This window comes from Sorangium sp. So ce367, from assembly GCF_051520455.1.
In the GTDB taxonomy this organism is placed as follows: domain Bacteria; phylum Myxococcota_A; class Polyangia; order Polyangiales; family Polyangiaceae; genus Sorangium; species Sorangium cellulosum_B.
Map to the genome: position 1 here is coordinate 3366576 of NZ_CP150334.1, position 15396 is coordinate 3381971.

The following is a 15396-nucleotide window of genomic DNA, read 5'->3' on the forward strand; positions in this document are numbered from 1 at the left end:
GACAACGGACAGGCGACGTGCGAGCGGACGAGGGCGCTCGCGCCAAAGGCTCATCACGAGACGACGGACAGGCGCTCTCGCTCTACGCTCCTCGCGGGCGCAGGGAGACGAGCCGCTCCGCCCAGAGCCCCTCGAGCTCCTGGGCAGCCTTCTGCGCGCGCGCGGGCTCGCCCACGCCGGCGTCCGCGAGCAGCTCGGCCAGGGAGCGCGCCCCGTCCGCGCGCATCAGCGCCTCGCCCAGGTCGGCCGACACGCTCACCCGCACGCCGGCGTCGTACGTGTTCCGCAGCTCGAAGGCGGTGGCCGCGCGATCCATCGCGACGAAGCGGCGGATCTGGTCCACGCGGACGTGCCTCGGGATGTCGAGCGCGAGCGTCGCCACGTCCTCCCACGTCCACGCGCGCTTCTCGACGAAGAAGCCGCCGATCGCGAGGTAGCTGAGCCCGGTGGTCAGGAAGCTCGTTACCACGTCGTGCGCGGAGTCGACGATCGGCTCCACGTTGTTGTTGAACGAGGTGTTGAGCAGCACCGGCACGCCCGTCCTGTCCTTGAACGCCTTGAGGACGCCCCAGAAATGCGGGTTCGAGCCCCGCGCCACCGTCTGGACGCGGGCCGTGCCGTCGACGTGCGTCGTCGCCCCGAGGACGCTCCGCTTGTCCTCTCGGACCTTCAGCACGAAGATCATGAACGGGAACTCGCCCTCACCGGGCGGGAGCTCGAAGAACTCGCGCGCGTCCTCCGCGAGGACGGCCGGCGCGAACGGCCGGTAGGCCTCGCGCTTCTTGACCATCGCGTTCACGAGGTCCTTGTTCGCGGCCGGCCTCGGGTCGGCCAGGATGCTCCTGTGCCCGAGCGCCCGCGGCCCGAACTCCGATCCTCCCTGCGCCCAGCCGACGGCGGCCCCGGCGGCGATCACCTCGGCGACGCGCCCCGGCAGATCCTCGGCGCGCTCGTGGCGGAGGAAGCGGGACCACCCCGAGAGCTCGCGCTCGATCTCGGCCTCGCCGCCCACGTCGCGGCCCCAGAACACGTGCTCGATCCGCCGCCGCGACTTCAGCGCTCCCGCGGCGAGCGTCGTGTGCAGCGCCGCCCCGAGCGCGCAGCCCGCGTCGTGCGCCGCCGGCTGCACGAAGACGCGCTCGAACATCCCCGAATAGAGGATCTTCCCGTTCATCGTGCAGTTGTGCGCGACCCCGCCGGCCAGGCAGAGCCGCGTCTTGCCCGTGGCCTCGCGCTCGTGGCGGATCACGTGCAGCGCGAGCGCCTCCAGCGCCTCCTGCAGCGACGCCGCGACGTCGCGGTGCTGCTGGGTGAAGGGCCCGCCCTTCCTGCGCACCTCGATCGCCTGCGCCAGCGCGCCCACGCGGTCGCGGTGGATCTCGTAATCTCCGTCCGGCAAGAGCGTGTAGAGCGAGCTCATCAGCGCGCGGTACCTCGCCGGATCGCCGTAGGGCGCGAGCCCCATCACCTTGTACTCGTCGAACACCCCGTATCCGAGGAGCGCGATGACGGAGACATAGAAGTTCCCGAGCGACTTCGACTCCGGGATCGTCTTCAGCACGTCGATCCTGTCGCCCGAGCCCACGGCCACGAGGCCTGACAGGAAGTCTCCCGACCCGTCGATCGCCACGATCAGGCTGTCGTCGTACCCCGAGAGCAGGTACGTGCTCGCCGCGTGCGCCTGGTGGTGCGGCACGAACACGATCTTGTCGCGATCGATCGGGCGCCCTAGGCCCTGGCCGAGCTTCGCCGCGAGCAGCGTGCGCGCGTCGATCCGCGGCAGCGCGCCCCCGGTCAGGAGCCGCACCCGCCCGAGGAGCGCATTGCAGTACTCCTCGCTCGCGTAGAACGCGATCCGGTCCACACGATCGATGTCGACGCCGCCCCGGGCGAGGCAGAAGCGGATCGCCTCGATGGGGAACTTGTTGGAGTGCTTGATGCGGTTGAGCCGCTCCTCCTCGATCCCCGCGATGACCTCCCCGCTGTCGACGAGCACGGCCGCGCCGTCGTGCGTGAAGCTCTTCGGGATGTCGTACATCTCCTCGTGGGCGAAGCTCAACCCGCCGGAGAGGCCCAGCGTCAGCATGTCTCCTCCTTGCCGCTCGCGCTCATCGCGCCATCGAGCCACGGCGACGACGCCGCGCCGTCGAACTCGCCCTCTCCGAGCGCTCGTCGCCCGTGGGCGCGCTCGATGACGGCGTTCACCTCCGGCCCGAGCGGGCCGAAGACGACCTCCTTGCACAGGCGCTCCAGGGCGCCGTCCCCCGCGTACGCGCGCGCGCCGACGATGCCGCGCGCCGCCGCGACGGTCTCCTCCGCGCACCTCGTCCCCGTGTACTTCGCGGCCCCGGCGAGCTCGTAGAGCCGCGGCAGCCGCTCGGCGCGGTCTCTCGCGGAGGCGATCGTGCCCATCGCCTCGCCCGCCTCGCGGACCGCCGCGCACGCGGCGCGGTAGCGGATCACGAGGCGGCCGATATCCACGACCATGCCGTCCAGCTCGGCGAGCGGCGCCCCGTCCCGGCCGCGCACCGCGCGGAGGAACCGGCGCGACTCGTCGATCGCCTGCGCCGCGGCGCCGAGGTACAGCGATGGAATCAGCACCTGGTGCCACACCATCTCGAACAGGAGGAGCTGCACCACCTCCGGCCCGGGGCCGCCGAGCAGGAGGTCCTCCTCCGGCACGAAGAGATCGTGGAACACGATCCGGCGTGTATCGGAGTCGAGCATCGCGTCCGGGAACAGGTACGGGCCTATCTCGACGGCCGGGTTGCCCCGCGGCCGCACCATGAAGACCGCGGGGAAACCCTCCTCCAGCGCCGTCGTGAAGATCAGGAGATCTCCCTCGGTCGCGAGGGACGTGTACGACGCGGCGCCGCTCACCACGTGGCCTCCGGGCACCTTTCGCGCCCGCGTCCCCACCGCGTTCACGCGGTCCGCGTGGACCCGCGAGTTCGTGTTGGCCACGAGCCGGCGCCCCTCGACGACCTCCGAGAGCAGCGCGCGCCGCCGCGCGTCGAGCCGCGCGTCGTCCGCGATGGGGAAGGTGGCTATCGCGGAGGTCACGTAGAAATGGTTCTCCACCGCGAGCGCGACAGCAGGGGAGATCCCCCCGAGCCGGTGCAGCACGTGCGCGCACGCGCGGAACAGGCCTGCTGCGTCTCCCTCATAGATGCGCCCCAAAAAGGGCAGATCCGTCGACCGGAACACCCGGTAGAAGGCTGGCAGATCCCGGTCCGCGAGCGCCTTCTTCAGCGCTTCTGCCGCGAGCTGCGTCTGCCGATCGAGGTCGATCCTGGGGCGCGCCTTGCGTCCAGCGCTCATGGTCATGTCATCCGAGCTCACAGCGCTCTTCTCCTTGCACCCGTCGTGTCCCGAGCCCCGCGGCCACGCAGGCCCGCGTCGTCTCTTCCCTGTGCGTCCGGCCGGCGCGCTCACTGCACGTCCGTCAGGCCGGCGCGCGCCCTTCATGCGCGTCTGGCGTCGCCCTTCACCCGCGCTCGGCCGGCGCGAGCCGGACGAGCCGCTCTGTCCAGAGGGCCCAGAGCTCGCCCGCGACCTCGGCCCCCGCGCCGTCGAGCAGCGACGACAGCGGCCGGCTCCCGTCGGCCCTCACCAGCGCCTCGTACGCGGAGCGCGAGATCTTCCGGCGGATCCCGCGGTCGTAGCTCGTCCGCAGCTCCCACGCGTCGCCGATCCGCGCGCCGTCGAGCCACCCGCGCGTGCGGCACACCTGGGTCGAGCGCGGGATCTCCACGATCATGCCGAGCCTGGCCTCCAGCGAAGGTCCCTTCCCGCGGACGAGCACGTCGTCCACGAAGGCGGCCTCGAGGCGGCTCGTCACGAGCAGCGCGACAACGTCGTCGACGGTCTCGGCGGGCGGCTCCGCCCCGTGATCGAGCGACGTCGCGAGCAGCGCCCCGACCCCGGAGATCTCCTTGAACGCGCAGAGCAGCGCGAACAGCCGGGGATCCGCCTCCTTCAGCACCACCTGCGCGCGGACCGTGCCGTCCGCGTGCAGCGCCGCGGCGAGCGCCACGCGGCGCTCGCGCCTCACGCGGAGGGCGAAGCTCTTCCAGCGCAGCTGCTCGGCCGGGCACGGCAGCATCAGGCACTCGGCCGCGTCCTCGGCGAGCATCGCGACCGACAGCGGCCTGTGCGGCGCGCGCCGCTTCAGCTCGTTCAGCGCCTCCCGCCGCCGCTCGTCCCGCGGATCGGCGACGATCGCGCGGCGCCCGAGCGCCACGAGCCCCATCTCCGAGCGGCCGTTCGCCCAGCCCACGGCGGCGCCCCCGGCGATCAGCTCCGCGGCCTCGCGGGCCGGATCGGCCGGGCGCTCGGCCGTCACGAGCGCGCCCCAGCGCCCGAGCGCCGGGAGCACCGCGTCCGCGTTCCCGATGTCCGTGCCCCAGGCCACGTGGTCGAGCGGGGCGCGGCGCGGCGGCGCGTCGCTCGCGAAGAGCGCGGCCCCGAGGGCGCAGCCCGCGTCGTGCGCCGCGGGCTGCACGAACACCTCGTCGAACAGGCCGCTCGCGAGGACGCGCGAGTTGACGGCGCATATCTGCGCGCCCCCGCCGGCCAGGCACAGCCGCCGGAGCCCGCTCTTCGTGCGGTGGTGGCGCAGCACGTGGAGCACGATCTCGGAGATCGCCTCTTCCAGCGCGGCGATCACGTCCTTGTGCGCCTGCTCCACCGGATCGCCGCGCAGCCTGCCCGGCGCCCTCGAGAGCACGGCCGCGAGGTTCTGGAAGGCGAGATCGTAGTCGCCGTCCGGCAGCAGCTTGTACACCTCGCGCATCGCGCCGCGGAGCGCGGCGGGGTCGCCTTGCGGGGCGAGCTCCATCGCCTCGGCCTCCTCGAACGGGCTGTATCCGAGCGCGCGGATCGTGCGATGGCACAGCTCGCCGAGCGACTTGTACGGTGAGAAGGCCGCGAGCGACGTGAGGCACGACCGGCTCCCGCTCGCCGACGTCCCGGCGAGGACCCCGCCCTCGTTGTCGATGACGTAGACGAGCGCCTGATCGAAGCCCGACAACGCGATGGCGCTCACCGCGTGCGTCATCATGTGCGGCACGAAGACGAGCCGCGCCGGATCGATCGCGCACCTCATCTCCCGCTGGATGGCCGCGTGCAGCAGCCCGCGCGCGTCCGGCACGCCGGCGAGCTCCGGGAACGCCGCGCGCAGGCGCCCGACGAGCAGATTGGCCGTCTCCTCGCCTGAATAATAGGCGATCCGGTCCACGTCCGAGAGCGCGACGCCTCGCTGTCTCAGGCAGGCGCGCAGCGCGTCGAACGGGAACTTGTTCGTCCGCCGGACGCGGTTCAGCCGCTCTTCCTCGATGGCGGCCACCACCTGCCCGTCCTCGACCAGCACGGCCGCCGCGTCGTACGTGAAGAACTGCGGCGAGTCGTAGCGGCAGTCGTAGACGGGATCCAAGCCTCCTGCGAGGCCCAGAGTCAGCATGCGCTCCTCCATCCTTCTCGGTCGGGACGTCCACCGCCCTCCCGGGTTCCGTCTCGGCCGTTTCGCAAGGGTCGTTCCATCGAACGACGCGACGGTTCCGGCGGCGCCCTCGGGAGGGGGTGAACCGTTTTGTTAAGATTCTTTAAGAAGCTGGAGAAATGTGGAGCGATGGGGGGCGAGCGCGGCGCGGATCCTCGCCGACGCGCGCTCGAGGATCTCGGTGCTCTGGAGGTCCTTCGGCTTGATACCGAGCTTCGCGAGGCGGCTGTAAACGTACGGCAACGAGCGATCGATTCGCCGCGACAGCTCGCGCGCATTCCTCGTCTCCCTGGCCCACGTCAGGAACAGGAGGTCGTAGAGCTTCTCGACCTCTTGTGGGTGTACCTGGGATATCGCCGCAGCGTCGTCGTGTGGGGGCGCGCCTTGCTGGGCCAGCAGGTCGAGCGCGCACGCGGCCCGCCAGTTTTGCTCGACGGTGCGCTCCGGGTCTCGCACGAGGAAGTACCGCTCGACGGCGTTGCGGAGCTCGCGGACGTTGCCCCTGTACACTCCGCAGCTCGCGAGCTCGCCGATGGCGCTCACCTCGCGCGCGGGCAGGAGCGTGCGGTAGCGCTCGCCGAGCTCCACGGCGAGGACCCTCGAGAGGCTGCGCAGGTCCTCCCGGCTGGGCGGCGGCACGACGATGGTGAGCACGCTGAGCCGGAAGAACAGGTCGGCTCGAAACGTCTTGTCGAGACCGGCGGCGAGGTCCCGGTTCGTGGCGGCGAGGACGCGGACGTCGACGCTCTTCTCCTCGCTGCCGCCCACGGGCCAGAACGAGCCGTCCGCGAGGAAGCGGAGGAGCTTCGCCTGCGCCTCCGCCGGCAGCTCGCCGATCTCGTCGAGGAACAGGCTGCCTCCGGACGCGAGCTCCACGACGCCGCGCTTCGATACGGTCGCCCCCGTGTACGCGCCGCGCGCGTGGCCGAACAGCTCGCTCTCGAACAGCGTTTGCGTGAGGGCCGCGCAGTTGATGGTGATGAGTCGGTGCTTCGAACGCTTGCTGTGCTGATGGATGTCGCGCGCGAGGATGTCTTTCCCCGCTCCGGTCGGCCCGACGATCAGGACCGAGCAGTCTGCGGACGCTGCCTGTTTGGCGAACCCGAGCGCCCTGCGCCGCGCCTCCGAGTGCGCGACGAATCTCCACGAGCTGGTCATCAATACCTCTCCTGATCCTTCATGACGGAAACGGTTGTTGTCTCACTCCGCCCGCGAGTACGGGCATTTGGCAACATATCGTTTCCCGAGCGCGCGCCTCCGGCCGCGCGCCGCCGACCATGCGCCGATCGAGCCATCTCGACGGCGGACTCCAGGGACACGCGACGAGCGCGCGCGGGCGGTGCAAACGAACACCGGAGCAGGAATGCGCTCGCCGCGACGTCCGCGGGGCGCGGCTCCGGAAACATGCAGTCGGCCGCCTGAACGACGCTTGCTAGTCGGGTATCGGTGCGGCCATGCACGAAGGGGTGGAACAGCAAAGGAGAACGGCGGCGATGAGGGGGGTCCGCGTTCCCCTGGGAAGCGCAGCGCGCTGACGGCGACTCCTCCGACGACGGCTGAGCCTGGCGCGCGCCCGACAGCGGCTGAGCCCGTCACCCCTCCATGCCTGATGCCAGCGCTGCTGCGTTCCCCGTAGGCGCATCAGGCCATTCCTTCGTGCCGCACGCCGAAACGACAGGAGCCGCGCGAGCTGCGCCGATCCGCGGGTGCTCATCGCTTCGTTCGCAGTAGATTCTGCCGCCGGAGGCAACCGAGGGATGACCGGAACGTCGGACGAACAGCAGACGAGCGGCCATGCGGACGGCGCTGGCCTGCAGGCGAATGCAGCGCGGCTCGCCGACGCGGCGTGCGAGGGCGTGGCGCCTCGCCTGCCGCGCGCCACCTACCGCGTGCAGCTCAACAAGGACTTTACCTTCGAGCAGGCGCGCCAGGTCGTCGTCTACCTCGACGCCCTCGGCGTCAGCGATCTCTACTCGTCGCCGTTCTTCAAGGCGCGGCCGGAGAGCATGCACGGCTACGACCTCGTCGACCACAACGCGCTCAACCCGGCGATCGGCGAGCGCGCCGACCTCGACCGGCTCACCGGCGAGCTCGCGGCGCACGGCATGGGCCTCCTGCTCGACTTCGTCCCCAACCACATGGGCGTCGGCACCTCCGACAACGCCTGGTGGAACGACGTCCTCCAGAACGGCCCGAGCTCGCTCTACGCGCCGTTCTTCGACATCGACTGGGCGCCGCTCAAGACGGAGCTCAAGCACAAGGTGCTGCTCCCCGTGCTCGGCGACCACTTCGGGCGCGTGCTCGAGCGCGGCGAGCTCAAGATCGAGTTCGACAGCGGCGCGTTCGTCCTCCGGTACTTCGATCACGTCTTCCCGGTGAACCCGCGGACGTACGGCATGATCATCGGGCCGCTCGTGTCCGGGCTCGTCGCCGCGCTCGGCGAGGAGCACGACGCGCTCCTCGAGCTGCAGAGCATCCTGACCGGGCTCCGCAACATGCCGCCGCGGACCGAGACGCAGCGGGCCAAGGTGATCGAGCGGCGCCGGGAGAAGGAGATCCTCAGGCGGCGGCTCGCGTCGCTCGTCGCGGACTCGCCCGACGTCGCGGCGGCGGTGGCCGAGGGCGTCCTGCGCATCAACGGCAAGCCGGGCGATCCGCGGAGCTTCGACCCGATCGAGGCGCTGCTCGAGGAGCAGGCCTACCGCCTCAGCTTCTGGCGCACCGCCGCCGAGGAGATCAACTACCGCCGGTTCTTCGACATCAACGACCTCGCCGCGATCCGGATGGAGCACCGGCCGGTGTTCGCCGAGGCGCACCGCCTCGTCTTCGAGCTCTGCGAGCGGGGTCAGGTCACGGGGCTGCGCATCGACCACCCCGACGGCCTCTGGGACCCGATCGGCTACTTCGAGGATCTCCAGCAGGGCTACCTGATCGAGCGCTGCCGGCGCCGCTTCCTCGCCGAGGCCTCGGACGAGCCCGAGCAGAAGAGCCTCCTCGACCCGCGCCGCCGCCCCGAAGCCCGCTTCGCCCGGCTGGAGCCGGCCCTCCGCGCAACCCTCTCGGAGCGCGGCGCGCGCGGCTCGCTGAACACGCCGCTCTACGTCGTCGTCGAGAAGATCCTCGCGCGCGGCGAGACGCTGCCCGAGGCCTGGCCCGTCCACGGGACGAGCGGCTACGACTTCACCGCGCTGGTGGGCGAGCTCTTCGTCGACGCCTCGAGCGAGGCGCAGATGACCGCGATCTACGAGCGGTTCATCGACGAGCACGTGCCGTTCGAGGCGCTCGTCTACGAGAAGAAGAAGGTGATCCTCCGGACGGCCCTGGCGAGCGAGCTCAACGTGCTCACCCACGCCCTGAACCGGCTCACCGAGCGCGACCGCCGCTTCCGCGACTTCACCCTGGGCTCGCTCAACGAGGCGCTGCGCGAGGTCATCGCGTGCTTCCCGGTCTACCGCACCTACATCAACGACCGGACGCCGGCGATCTCCGATCACGACCGCGTCGCCATCGGCCGCGCCGTCGCCCTCGCGCGCCGGCAGAACCCGACGATGGAGGGATCCATCTTCACGTTCGTGCGCTCGGTCCTCATGCTCGACGGCACGGATCTCTTCCCCGAGGAGGACCGGCACCTCTTCTGCGACTTCGTGATGAAGTTCCAGCAGCTCACCGGGCCGGTGATGGCCAAGGGGCTCGAGGACACGTCGTTCTACATCTACAACCGGCTCGTGTCGCTGAACGAGGTCGGGGGCGAGCCCGAGCGCTACGGATCGAGCGTCCTCGCGTTCCACCGCGGCAACGTGCAGCGGCACAGGGCGTGGCCGTACTCGATGCTCGCGACGTCGACGCACGACACGAAGCGGAGCGAGGACGTGCGGGCGCGCATCAGCGTGCTCTCGGAGCTGTCGTCGGCCTGGGAGGAGGCGCTCCACCGCGCCGCCGCCGCCGCCGCGCCGCTCAAGGCCGAGATCGAGGGCCGCCTCGCGCCGGACAGCAACGAGGAGTACCTCTTCTACCAGACCCTCCTCGGCAGCCTGCCGATCGAGCCGCTGCTCGGCGGCGAACGCGAGCCACGCGACCCGCGCGCGCCCGAGGGCGACGCCCTCTCGGCGTACGCCGACCGCCTCGTGGACTACATGCGCAAGGCCACGAAGGAGGCGAAGGTCAACACGTCCTGGATCGACGCGCAGCCCGAGTACGACGCCGCCGTCGAGGCGTTCGTCCGCAAGGCGCTCTCGTCCGCGGAGGTCGTGGGCGCGCTCCTGCCGCTCGCGCGCGTGGTCGCGTACCACGGCATGTGGGGCTCGCTCTCGCAGACGCTCCTGAAGCTCACCTCGCCGGGCGTGCCCGACATCTACCAGGGCAACGAGGTGTGGGACTTCAGCCTCGTCGACCCGGACAACCGCCGCCCTGTCGACTACGCCGTGCGCGAGCGGGCGCTCGCGGAGATCCGCGCGCGCTGGCGGTCCCGCGGCGGGGGCCGCGCGCTCGCGCGCGAGCTCTGCGCCGAGGCGCGCGACGGCCGCGTCAAGCTGTTCGTCACGCACGTCGCGCTCGAGCTGCGCCGGCGCCACCCGGCGCTCTTCGGGGCCGACGGGGACTATGTGCCGCGCGCCGTGATCGGCGAGCGCGAGGCCCACGTCGTCGCCTTCGCGCGCCGCGCGCCGGACGGGCGCTCGATCGTCGTCGTCGCGCCCCGGTTCAGCGCGCGGCTGCTCGGCGGCGCCTGCTCCCCGCCGATCGGCGCGGCGTGGGCCGGCACCGCGGTCGACGTGGAGCCCGGCCTCTACACCGATCTCTTCACCGGCGCCGAGATCGAGGCGTCGCCGTCCGCCGCTCCGCCGCGCGGCTCGGACGCGCCGCACGAGCGGGGCGAAGGCGCGTCGCTCCCGCTCGACCGCGTGCTCTCCGATTTCCCCGTCGCCCTGCTCCTGCGGGCGGCGCAGCGAGGCCAGTGACATGAAGGCGATGCGCACGATGGGCGCGTGGCTCGAGGGGGGCGCGGTCCGCTTCCGCGTCTGGGCGCCCGACCACGATCGGATCGAGATCGTCACCTACGGGGCCGACGGCCAGGAGGTCACGGGCGTGCTGCCTGCGGCCCCGACCGGCGGCGGCTACTTCGAGGCGACGGCGCCGGGCCTCGGGGCCGGCGCGCTCTACAAGGTGCGGATCGACGGCGAGGGCCCGTTCCCGGATCCGTACTCCCGCGCGCAGCCGCTCGGGGTCCACGGCCCGTCGGCGGCCTTTGACCCCTCGTTCGCGTGGACCGACGCGGGGTGGCGGGGCGTCGCGCTCGAGGATCTCGTCCTCTACGAGGTCCACGTCGGCGCGGCGACCCCGGAGGGCACGTTCGACGCGCTCATCGGTCGGCTCGCCGAGCTCCGGGAGCTCGGGATCACGGCGATCGAGCTCATGCCGGTCGCGAGCTTCCCGGGCGAGCGCGGGTGGGGCTACGACGGGGTCGACCTCTTCGCGCCGCTCGCGGCCTACGGCGGCCCGGCGGGCCTGCGCCGCCTTGTCGACGCGGCCCACGCCGCGGGGGTCGGCGTCATCCTCGACTGCGTCTACAACCACTTCGGCCCCGACGGGAACTACCTTCGCGCCTACGCGGGGCGCTACTTCACCGATCGGCACAAGACGCCCTGGGGCGACGCGGTGAACTACGACGGCGCGGGCGCCGAGCAGGTCCGCGCGCTCGTCCTCGAGAACGTCGAGATGTGGATCCGCGACTTCCACATCGACGGCCTCCGCCTCGACGCGACCCACGCGATCGTCGACGACTCCGATCCCCACATCCTCCGGGAGATCGGCGAGCGCGCGCGGGCGGCCGGCGAGGGGCGGCGCGTCCTCGTGATCGCCGAGGACAGCCACAACGACGCGCGCCTCGTGACGCCCGTCGAGCAGGGCGGGTACGGCCTCGACGCGGTGTGGTCCGACGACTTCCACCACGAGCTGCGCGTCCTGTTCGCCGGGGATCGCGACGGCTACTTCGAGGATCACACGGGCACCGCGGAGGACATCGCGGCGACGATCCGCAAGGGGTGGCTCTACGAGGGGCAGATCTCGAAGCACGCGGGCAAGCCGCGGGGCACGCCCGCGGATCCGGTGCCGCCGCCGCGCTTCGTCCACTGCATCCAGAACCACGATCAGATCGGCAACCGCGCCGTCGGCGATCGGCTCGGCGACAAGGTGAGCCCGGCGGCCTTCCGGACGATGTCGGCGCTGCTCCTGCTCACGCCGTACACGCCGCTCCTGTTCATGGGCCAGGAGTGGAACGCGCGGACGCCGTTCCAGTACTTCACCGATCACGAGGCCGAGCTCGGCCGGCTCGTGACCGAGGGCCGCCGGCGCGAGTTCCAGTACTTCGCGGCGTTCGCGGGCGAGGAGGTGCCGGATCCGCAGGATCCGCGGACGTTCCAGCGCTCGAAGCTCGACTTCGCCGAGCGGGAGCGGCCCGAGCACGCCGGCGTGCTCGCGTGGTACCGCGAGCTCCTCCGCCTCCGCGCCTCGCACCCCGCGCTGCAGAGCCGCGCGCGCGGCGCCTTCTCGGCCGACGCGCTCTCGCCGGACGCGATCTGCATCGAGCGCCGCGGCGGCGGGGCCGCGGTGATCGCGCTCTGCGCGCTCCGGGGCGCGCTCTCGCTCGACCTCGGCCGCCCGGAGGCGCGGGCGCTCGCGTTCAGCGAGGAGCCGCGGTTCGGCGGCGCGGCGCGGCGGCCCCCGATCGAGCGCGGCTGGGTGGAGCTCGAGGGGCCGTCGGTCCTGATCGTCGAGGTGCCCGATACCTCCGGGGCGCGATGCTGAAGCCCGTCACGTTCACGCCCATCGGCGTGGTGCGCACGCCGTTCTCCGACAAGGTGAGCGCGCCGCGGCAGCCCCACGCCGCGGGCAGCGCGGAGGGGACCATCGAGCTCGTGCCGGGCCTCGGGCTGGAGCACGCGCTCTCGGACATCGAGGGGTGGGACTACCTCTGGGTGGTCTTCTGGTTCCACCTCAACGAGGGCTGGCGCCCGAAGGTGCTGCCCCCGCGGAGCGCCGGCAAGCGGCGCGGCGTGCTGTCGACGCGCTCGCCGCACCGCCCGAACCCCATCGGCCTCAGCGCGGTGAGGCTCCTCGCGGTGGACGGGCTCACCCTGCGCGTCGGCGGCGTGGACATGGTCGACGGCACGCCGGTGCTCGATCTCAAGCCCTACGTGCCGTACGCGGACGCCCACCCGCACGCGCGCACCGGCTGGCTCACGCCGCTCGCGGAGGAGCCGGGCGGCGGGGCGCCCGTCGACCCCGAGCCCGGCTTCGAGGTCGCGTGGGGCGCGCGCGCCGCCGAGCAGGCCGCGTGGATCGAGGAGGCGCACGGCTTCGCGCTGCGGGAGCGCGTCGACCGCGTGCTCGCGCTCGGCCCGCAGCCGCACCCCTACCGCCGGATCCGCGCCGACGGGGACGCGATGCGCCTCGCCGTGACGTCGTGGCGGGTGCGGTTCAGGGCCGAGGGGCGGCGGATCGACGTGCTGTCGGTGGCGACGGGCTACCGCGAGAAGGAGCTCGTCGGCGGCGAGGGCCCCGATCTCGAGGCGCACCGGCGTTTCGTGGAGCGGTTCGGCCGCGGCTAGCGGCGCGGTTAGCGGCGCGGCTAGCGATCGACGCTCGACCGGCGCGCCGCCTGCTCGCGCTCGCCAGGTACGCGCAGATCGCCTTGTATTCCTCGGATCTCGCGTGACGATTCACGCTCGCGCCGCTTGCAGCACGCGCTCGAGGCGGACAAATGCTGAGTGTGATCATCGGGGACATCTGGCCTGGGTTTCGAGCCGGCGCGCTCGACGGAGATGCCTGCTGACGGTGCGGTCGGAGCGTTGCTGCGGGTTGGCTGGCCAGGCGGTGCGCCCCCTCCTCTGCGCGCCCTCGCCGGTCCCGAACGCGGCCTCGCCGGAGGACGGCCGCGGCGACAGGGGGCGGGCCGCGGGGGAGCTGCAGCTGAAGGCGGCCCTCCTGGATCGGCTCGGCGAGGCGGCCCTCGCGTGGGAGCTCGGCGGCGCGAGCGCCGTCGTGTACTTCGGCGCCGGGGCCGAGCAGCTCTACGGCTTCCCGGCGCGCGACGCCCTCGGGCGGTCGAGCCACGAGCTCCTGCGCACCGTCCTGCCGGCGCCGCTCGCGCAGATCGAGGCGGCGCTCGCGCGCGACGGCCTCTGGGACGGCGAGATCCGGCGCACGACCCGCGACGGCCGGGAGATCCTCGTCGAGAGCCGCCTGCGGCTCGTGGAAGGGGCGGAGCGCGGGCGGCTCGTCCTGGAGACCGGGCGCGAGAGCACCGCCCAGCGGCGCGCCGAGGCCGAGCTCCAGCTGCGGGAGCGGGAGCAGGGGCTGCGCCGCGCCATCATGGCGACCTCGTTCCCCATCATGATCTACGCGGAGGACGGGCACGTCGTCTGCGTCAACAGCGCGTGGACGGACATCAGCGGCTATACCCGCGAGCAGATCCCCACGGTCACGGCGTGGCTCGACAGGGCGTTCGGGGCGAGGAGCGCTGCCATCCACGCCCGTGTGGCGTCCCTGTTCGATATGGATGAGGCCTCGGGCGAGAACGAGCTCACCCTCACCACGGCGAGCGGCGCCGAGCGCACGTGGGTCTTCAGCTCCGCTCGGCTGGGGAGGGACGCGGCGGGCCGGCGGCTCCTTGTCACCATCGCCTACGACATCACCGCGCGGAAGCGGGCCGGCGACGCCTGGGAGGCGACGCTGAGGGAAGCGGACCAGCGCAAAGATGCTTTCCTGGCGATGCTGGCGCACGAGCTGCGCAATCCGCTCGGGCCCATCCGCAATGCGGTGGAGATCCTGCGGAGCACCGGGATCGAGGAGCCGTCGCTCCTGCGGGCGTGCGGCGTGATCGAGCGGCAGGTCGCGCACATGGCCCGGCTGGTGGACGACCTGCTCGACGTGTCCCGCGTGGCGCGCGGGAGGATCCAGCTGAGGGCGGAGCGCTGCGACCTGCCCCGGCTGCTCCGGCAGACGGCGGAGGACTACCGCAGCACGCTGGAGGCGAGCGGCCTGGAGCTCCGGCTGGACGTGCCGATCGAGCCGCTCTGGGTCTCCGGCGATCCCACGCGCCTGTCGCAGGCGGTCAGCAACGTGCTCCACAACGCCAACAAGTTCACCGACGCCGGCGGTCGGGTGACGGTCGCGCTGTCGGCGACGCCGGACGGCTCCGCCGTGATCCGCGTCCGCGATACCGGCATCGGCGTGGAGCCGGCGACGCTGGCGCGCATGTTCGAGCCGTTCAGCCAGGCCGAGCGCAGCCTGGATCGCAACCGGGGTGGGCTCGGGCTGGGGCTGGCGCTCGTAAAGGGTCTTGTCGAACTCCACGGCGGCGCGGCGTCGGCCGAGAGCGCGGGCGTCGGCCACGGGACGGAGATCGTGCTCCGCCTGCCGCTCGCGCGCGGGCCCGAGTCGTCCCCGGAGCGCGCCGGGCCGCCGCCGGGCCCCGACTCGATGTCGGCGGGCGCCGTGAGGTCGCTGCGCGTCCTGATCATCGAGGACAACGAGGACGCCGCCGAGATGCTGCAGGCGCTCCTCGCGATGAACGGCCATCAGGTCGAGGTGGCCCTGTCGGGGGCCGCGGGGGTCGAAGCGGCCCGCTCGTTCCGGCCGGAGGTCATCCTGTGCGACATCGGCCTCCCCGGCGGGATGGATGGCTGCGGCGTGGCGCGGACCTTGAAGGCCTTGGAGGAGAGCGCGGACGTTGCCCCGTCGCTGATGATCGCGCTGACGGGTTATGGCCAGGAGCGGGACCAGCGCCGGGTCCGCGAGGCCGGCTTCGATATGCACTTCGTCAAGCCGATCGATCCTGGCTCGCTGCAGAGCCTCCTGGCCTCCGTGGCGACGCGGGCGTGACGGCAACGAGGGCGCGG

8 protein-coding genes are annotated in these 15396 nt (G+C 72.3%); 4 read left to right on the top strand and 4 right to left on the bottom strand.

Annotated elements, in window-relative coordinates:
- Window positions 1–82: 82 nt before the first annotated feature.
- The 4 genes from WME97_RS13060 to WME97_RS13075 form a co-directional block, all read right to left on the bottom strand.
- Complete coding sequence (locus WME97_RS13060) at window positions 83–2086, bottom strand: carbamoyltransferase family protein (protein WP_437552228.1); 2004 nt, start codon at window positions 2084–2086, stop codon at window positions 83–85.
- Window positions 2080–3321, bottom strand: coding sequence for an acyl-CoA dehydrogenase family protein (locus WME97_RS13065; RefSeq protein ID WP_437552229.1), 1242 nt, complete (start codon window positions 3319–3321; stop codon window positions 2080–2082). The genes WME97_RS13060 and WME97_RS13065 overlap by 7 nt, the downstream gene beginning before the upstream one ends.
- A 166-nt stretch (window positions 3322–3487) precedes the next feature.
- Window positions 3488–5461, bottom strand: coding sequence for a carbamoyltransferase C-terminal domain-containing protein (locus WME97_RS13070; protein WP_437552230.1), 1974 nt, complete (start codon window positions 5459–5461; stop codon window positions 3488–3490).
- Window positions 5462–5593: 132 nt separating this feature from the next.
- Window positions 5594–6658, bottom strand: coding sequence for a sigma 54-interacting transcriptional regulator (locus WME97_RS13075; protein WP_437552231.1), 1065 nt, complete (start codon window positions 6656–6658; stop codon window positions 5594–5596).
- A 599-nt stretch (window positions 6659–7257) separates the two neighbouring features.
- Here WME97_RS13075 and treY point away from each other — a divergent pair.
- The 4 genes from treY to WME97_RS13095 all read left to right on the top strand — a co-directional run bounded on the left by treY (window position 7258) and on the right by WME97_RS13095 (window position 15379).
- On the top strand, window positions 7258–10455 hold the full coding sequence (treY, locus tag WME97_RS13080) for a malto-oligosyltrehalose synthase (protein ID WP_437552232.1): 3198 nt from the start codon (window positions 7258–7260) through the stop codon (window positions 10453–10455).
- Between the two features lies 1 nt (window position 10456).
- The gene (gene treZ, locus WME97_RS13085; protein WP_437552233.1) at window positions 10457–12301 is read left to right on the top strand and encodes a malto-oligosyltrehalose trehalohydrolase; all 1845 of its coding nucleotides are present in this window, start codon (window positions 10457–10459) and stop codon (window positions 12299–12301) included.
- The gene (gene tsaA, locus WME97_RS13090; protein WP_437552234.1) at window positions 12295–13104 is read left to right on the top strand and encodes a tRNA (N6-threonylcarbamoyladenosine(37)-N6)-methyltransferase TrmO; all 810 of its coding nucleotides are present in this window, start codon (window positions 12295–12297) and stop codon (window positions 13102–13104) included. Before treZ ends, tsaA begins: the two co-directional genes overlap by 7 nt.
- Before the next feature lie 265 nt (window positions 13105–13369).
- Window positions 13370–15379: a hybrid sensor histidine kinase/response regulator gene (locus WME97_RS13095; protein WP_437552235.1), complete on the top strand. Its 2010-nt coding sequence runs from the start codon at window positions 13370–13372 to the stop codon at window positions 15377–15379.
- Window positions 15380–15396 lie beyond the last annotated feature (17 nt).

What these genes read in the sequence shown, in the direction of transcription:
- WME97_RS13060 (WP_437552228.1), bottom strand. Translation starts at nt 2,086, where the DNA reads ATGCTGACGCTGGGCCTCTCCGGCGGGTTGAGCTTCGCCCACGAGGAG.
- WME97_RS13065 (WP_437552229.1), bottom strand. Translation starts at nt 3,321, where the DNA reads ATGAGCGCTGGACGCAAGGCGCGCCCCAGGATCGACCTCGATCGGCAG.
- WME97_RS13070 (WP_437552230.1), bottom strand. Translation starts at nt 5,461, where the DNA reads ATGCTGACTCTGGGCCTCGCAGGAGGCTTGGATCCCGTCTACGACTGC.
- WME97_RS13075 (WP_437552231.1), bottom strand. Translation starts at nt 6,658, where the DNA reads ATGACCAGCTCGTGGAGATTCGTCGCGCACTCGGAGGCGCGGCGCAGG.
- treY (WP_437552232.1), top strand. Translation starts at nt 7,258, where the DNA reads ATGACCGGAACGTCGGACGAACAGCAGACGAGCGGCCATGCGGACGGC.
- treZ (WP_437552233.1), top strand. Translation starts at nt 10,457, where the DNA reads ATGAAGGCGATGCGCACGATGGGCGCGTGGCTCGAGGGGGGCGCGGTC.
- tsaA (WP_437552234.1), top strand. Translation starts at nt 12,295, where the DNA reads ATGCTGAAGCCCGTCACGTTCACGCCCATCGGCGTGGTGCGCACGCCG.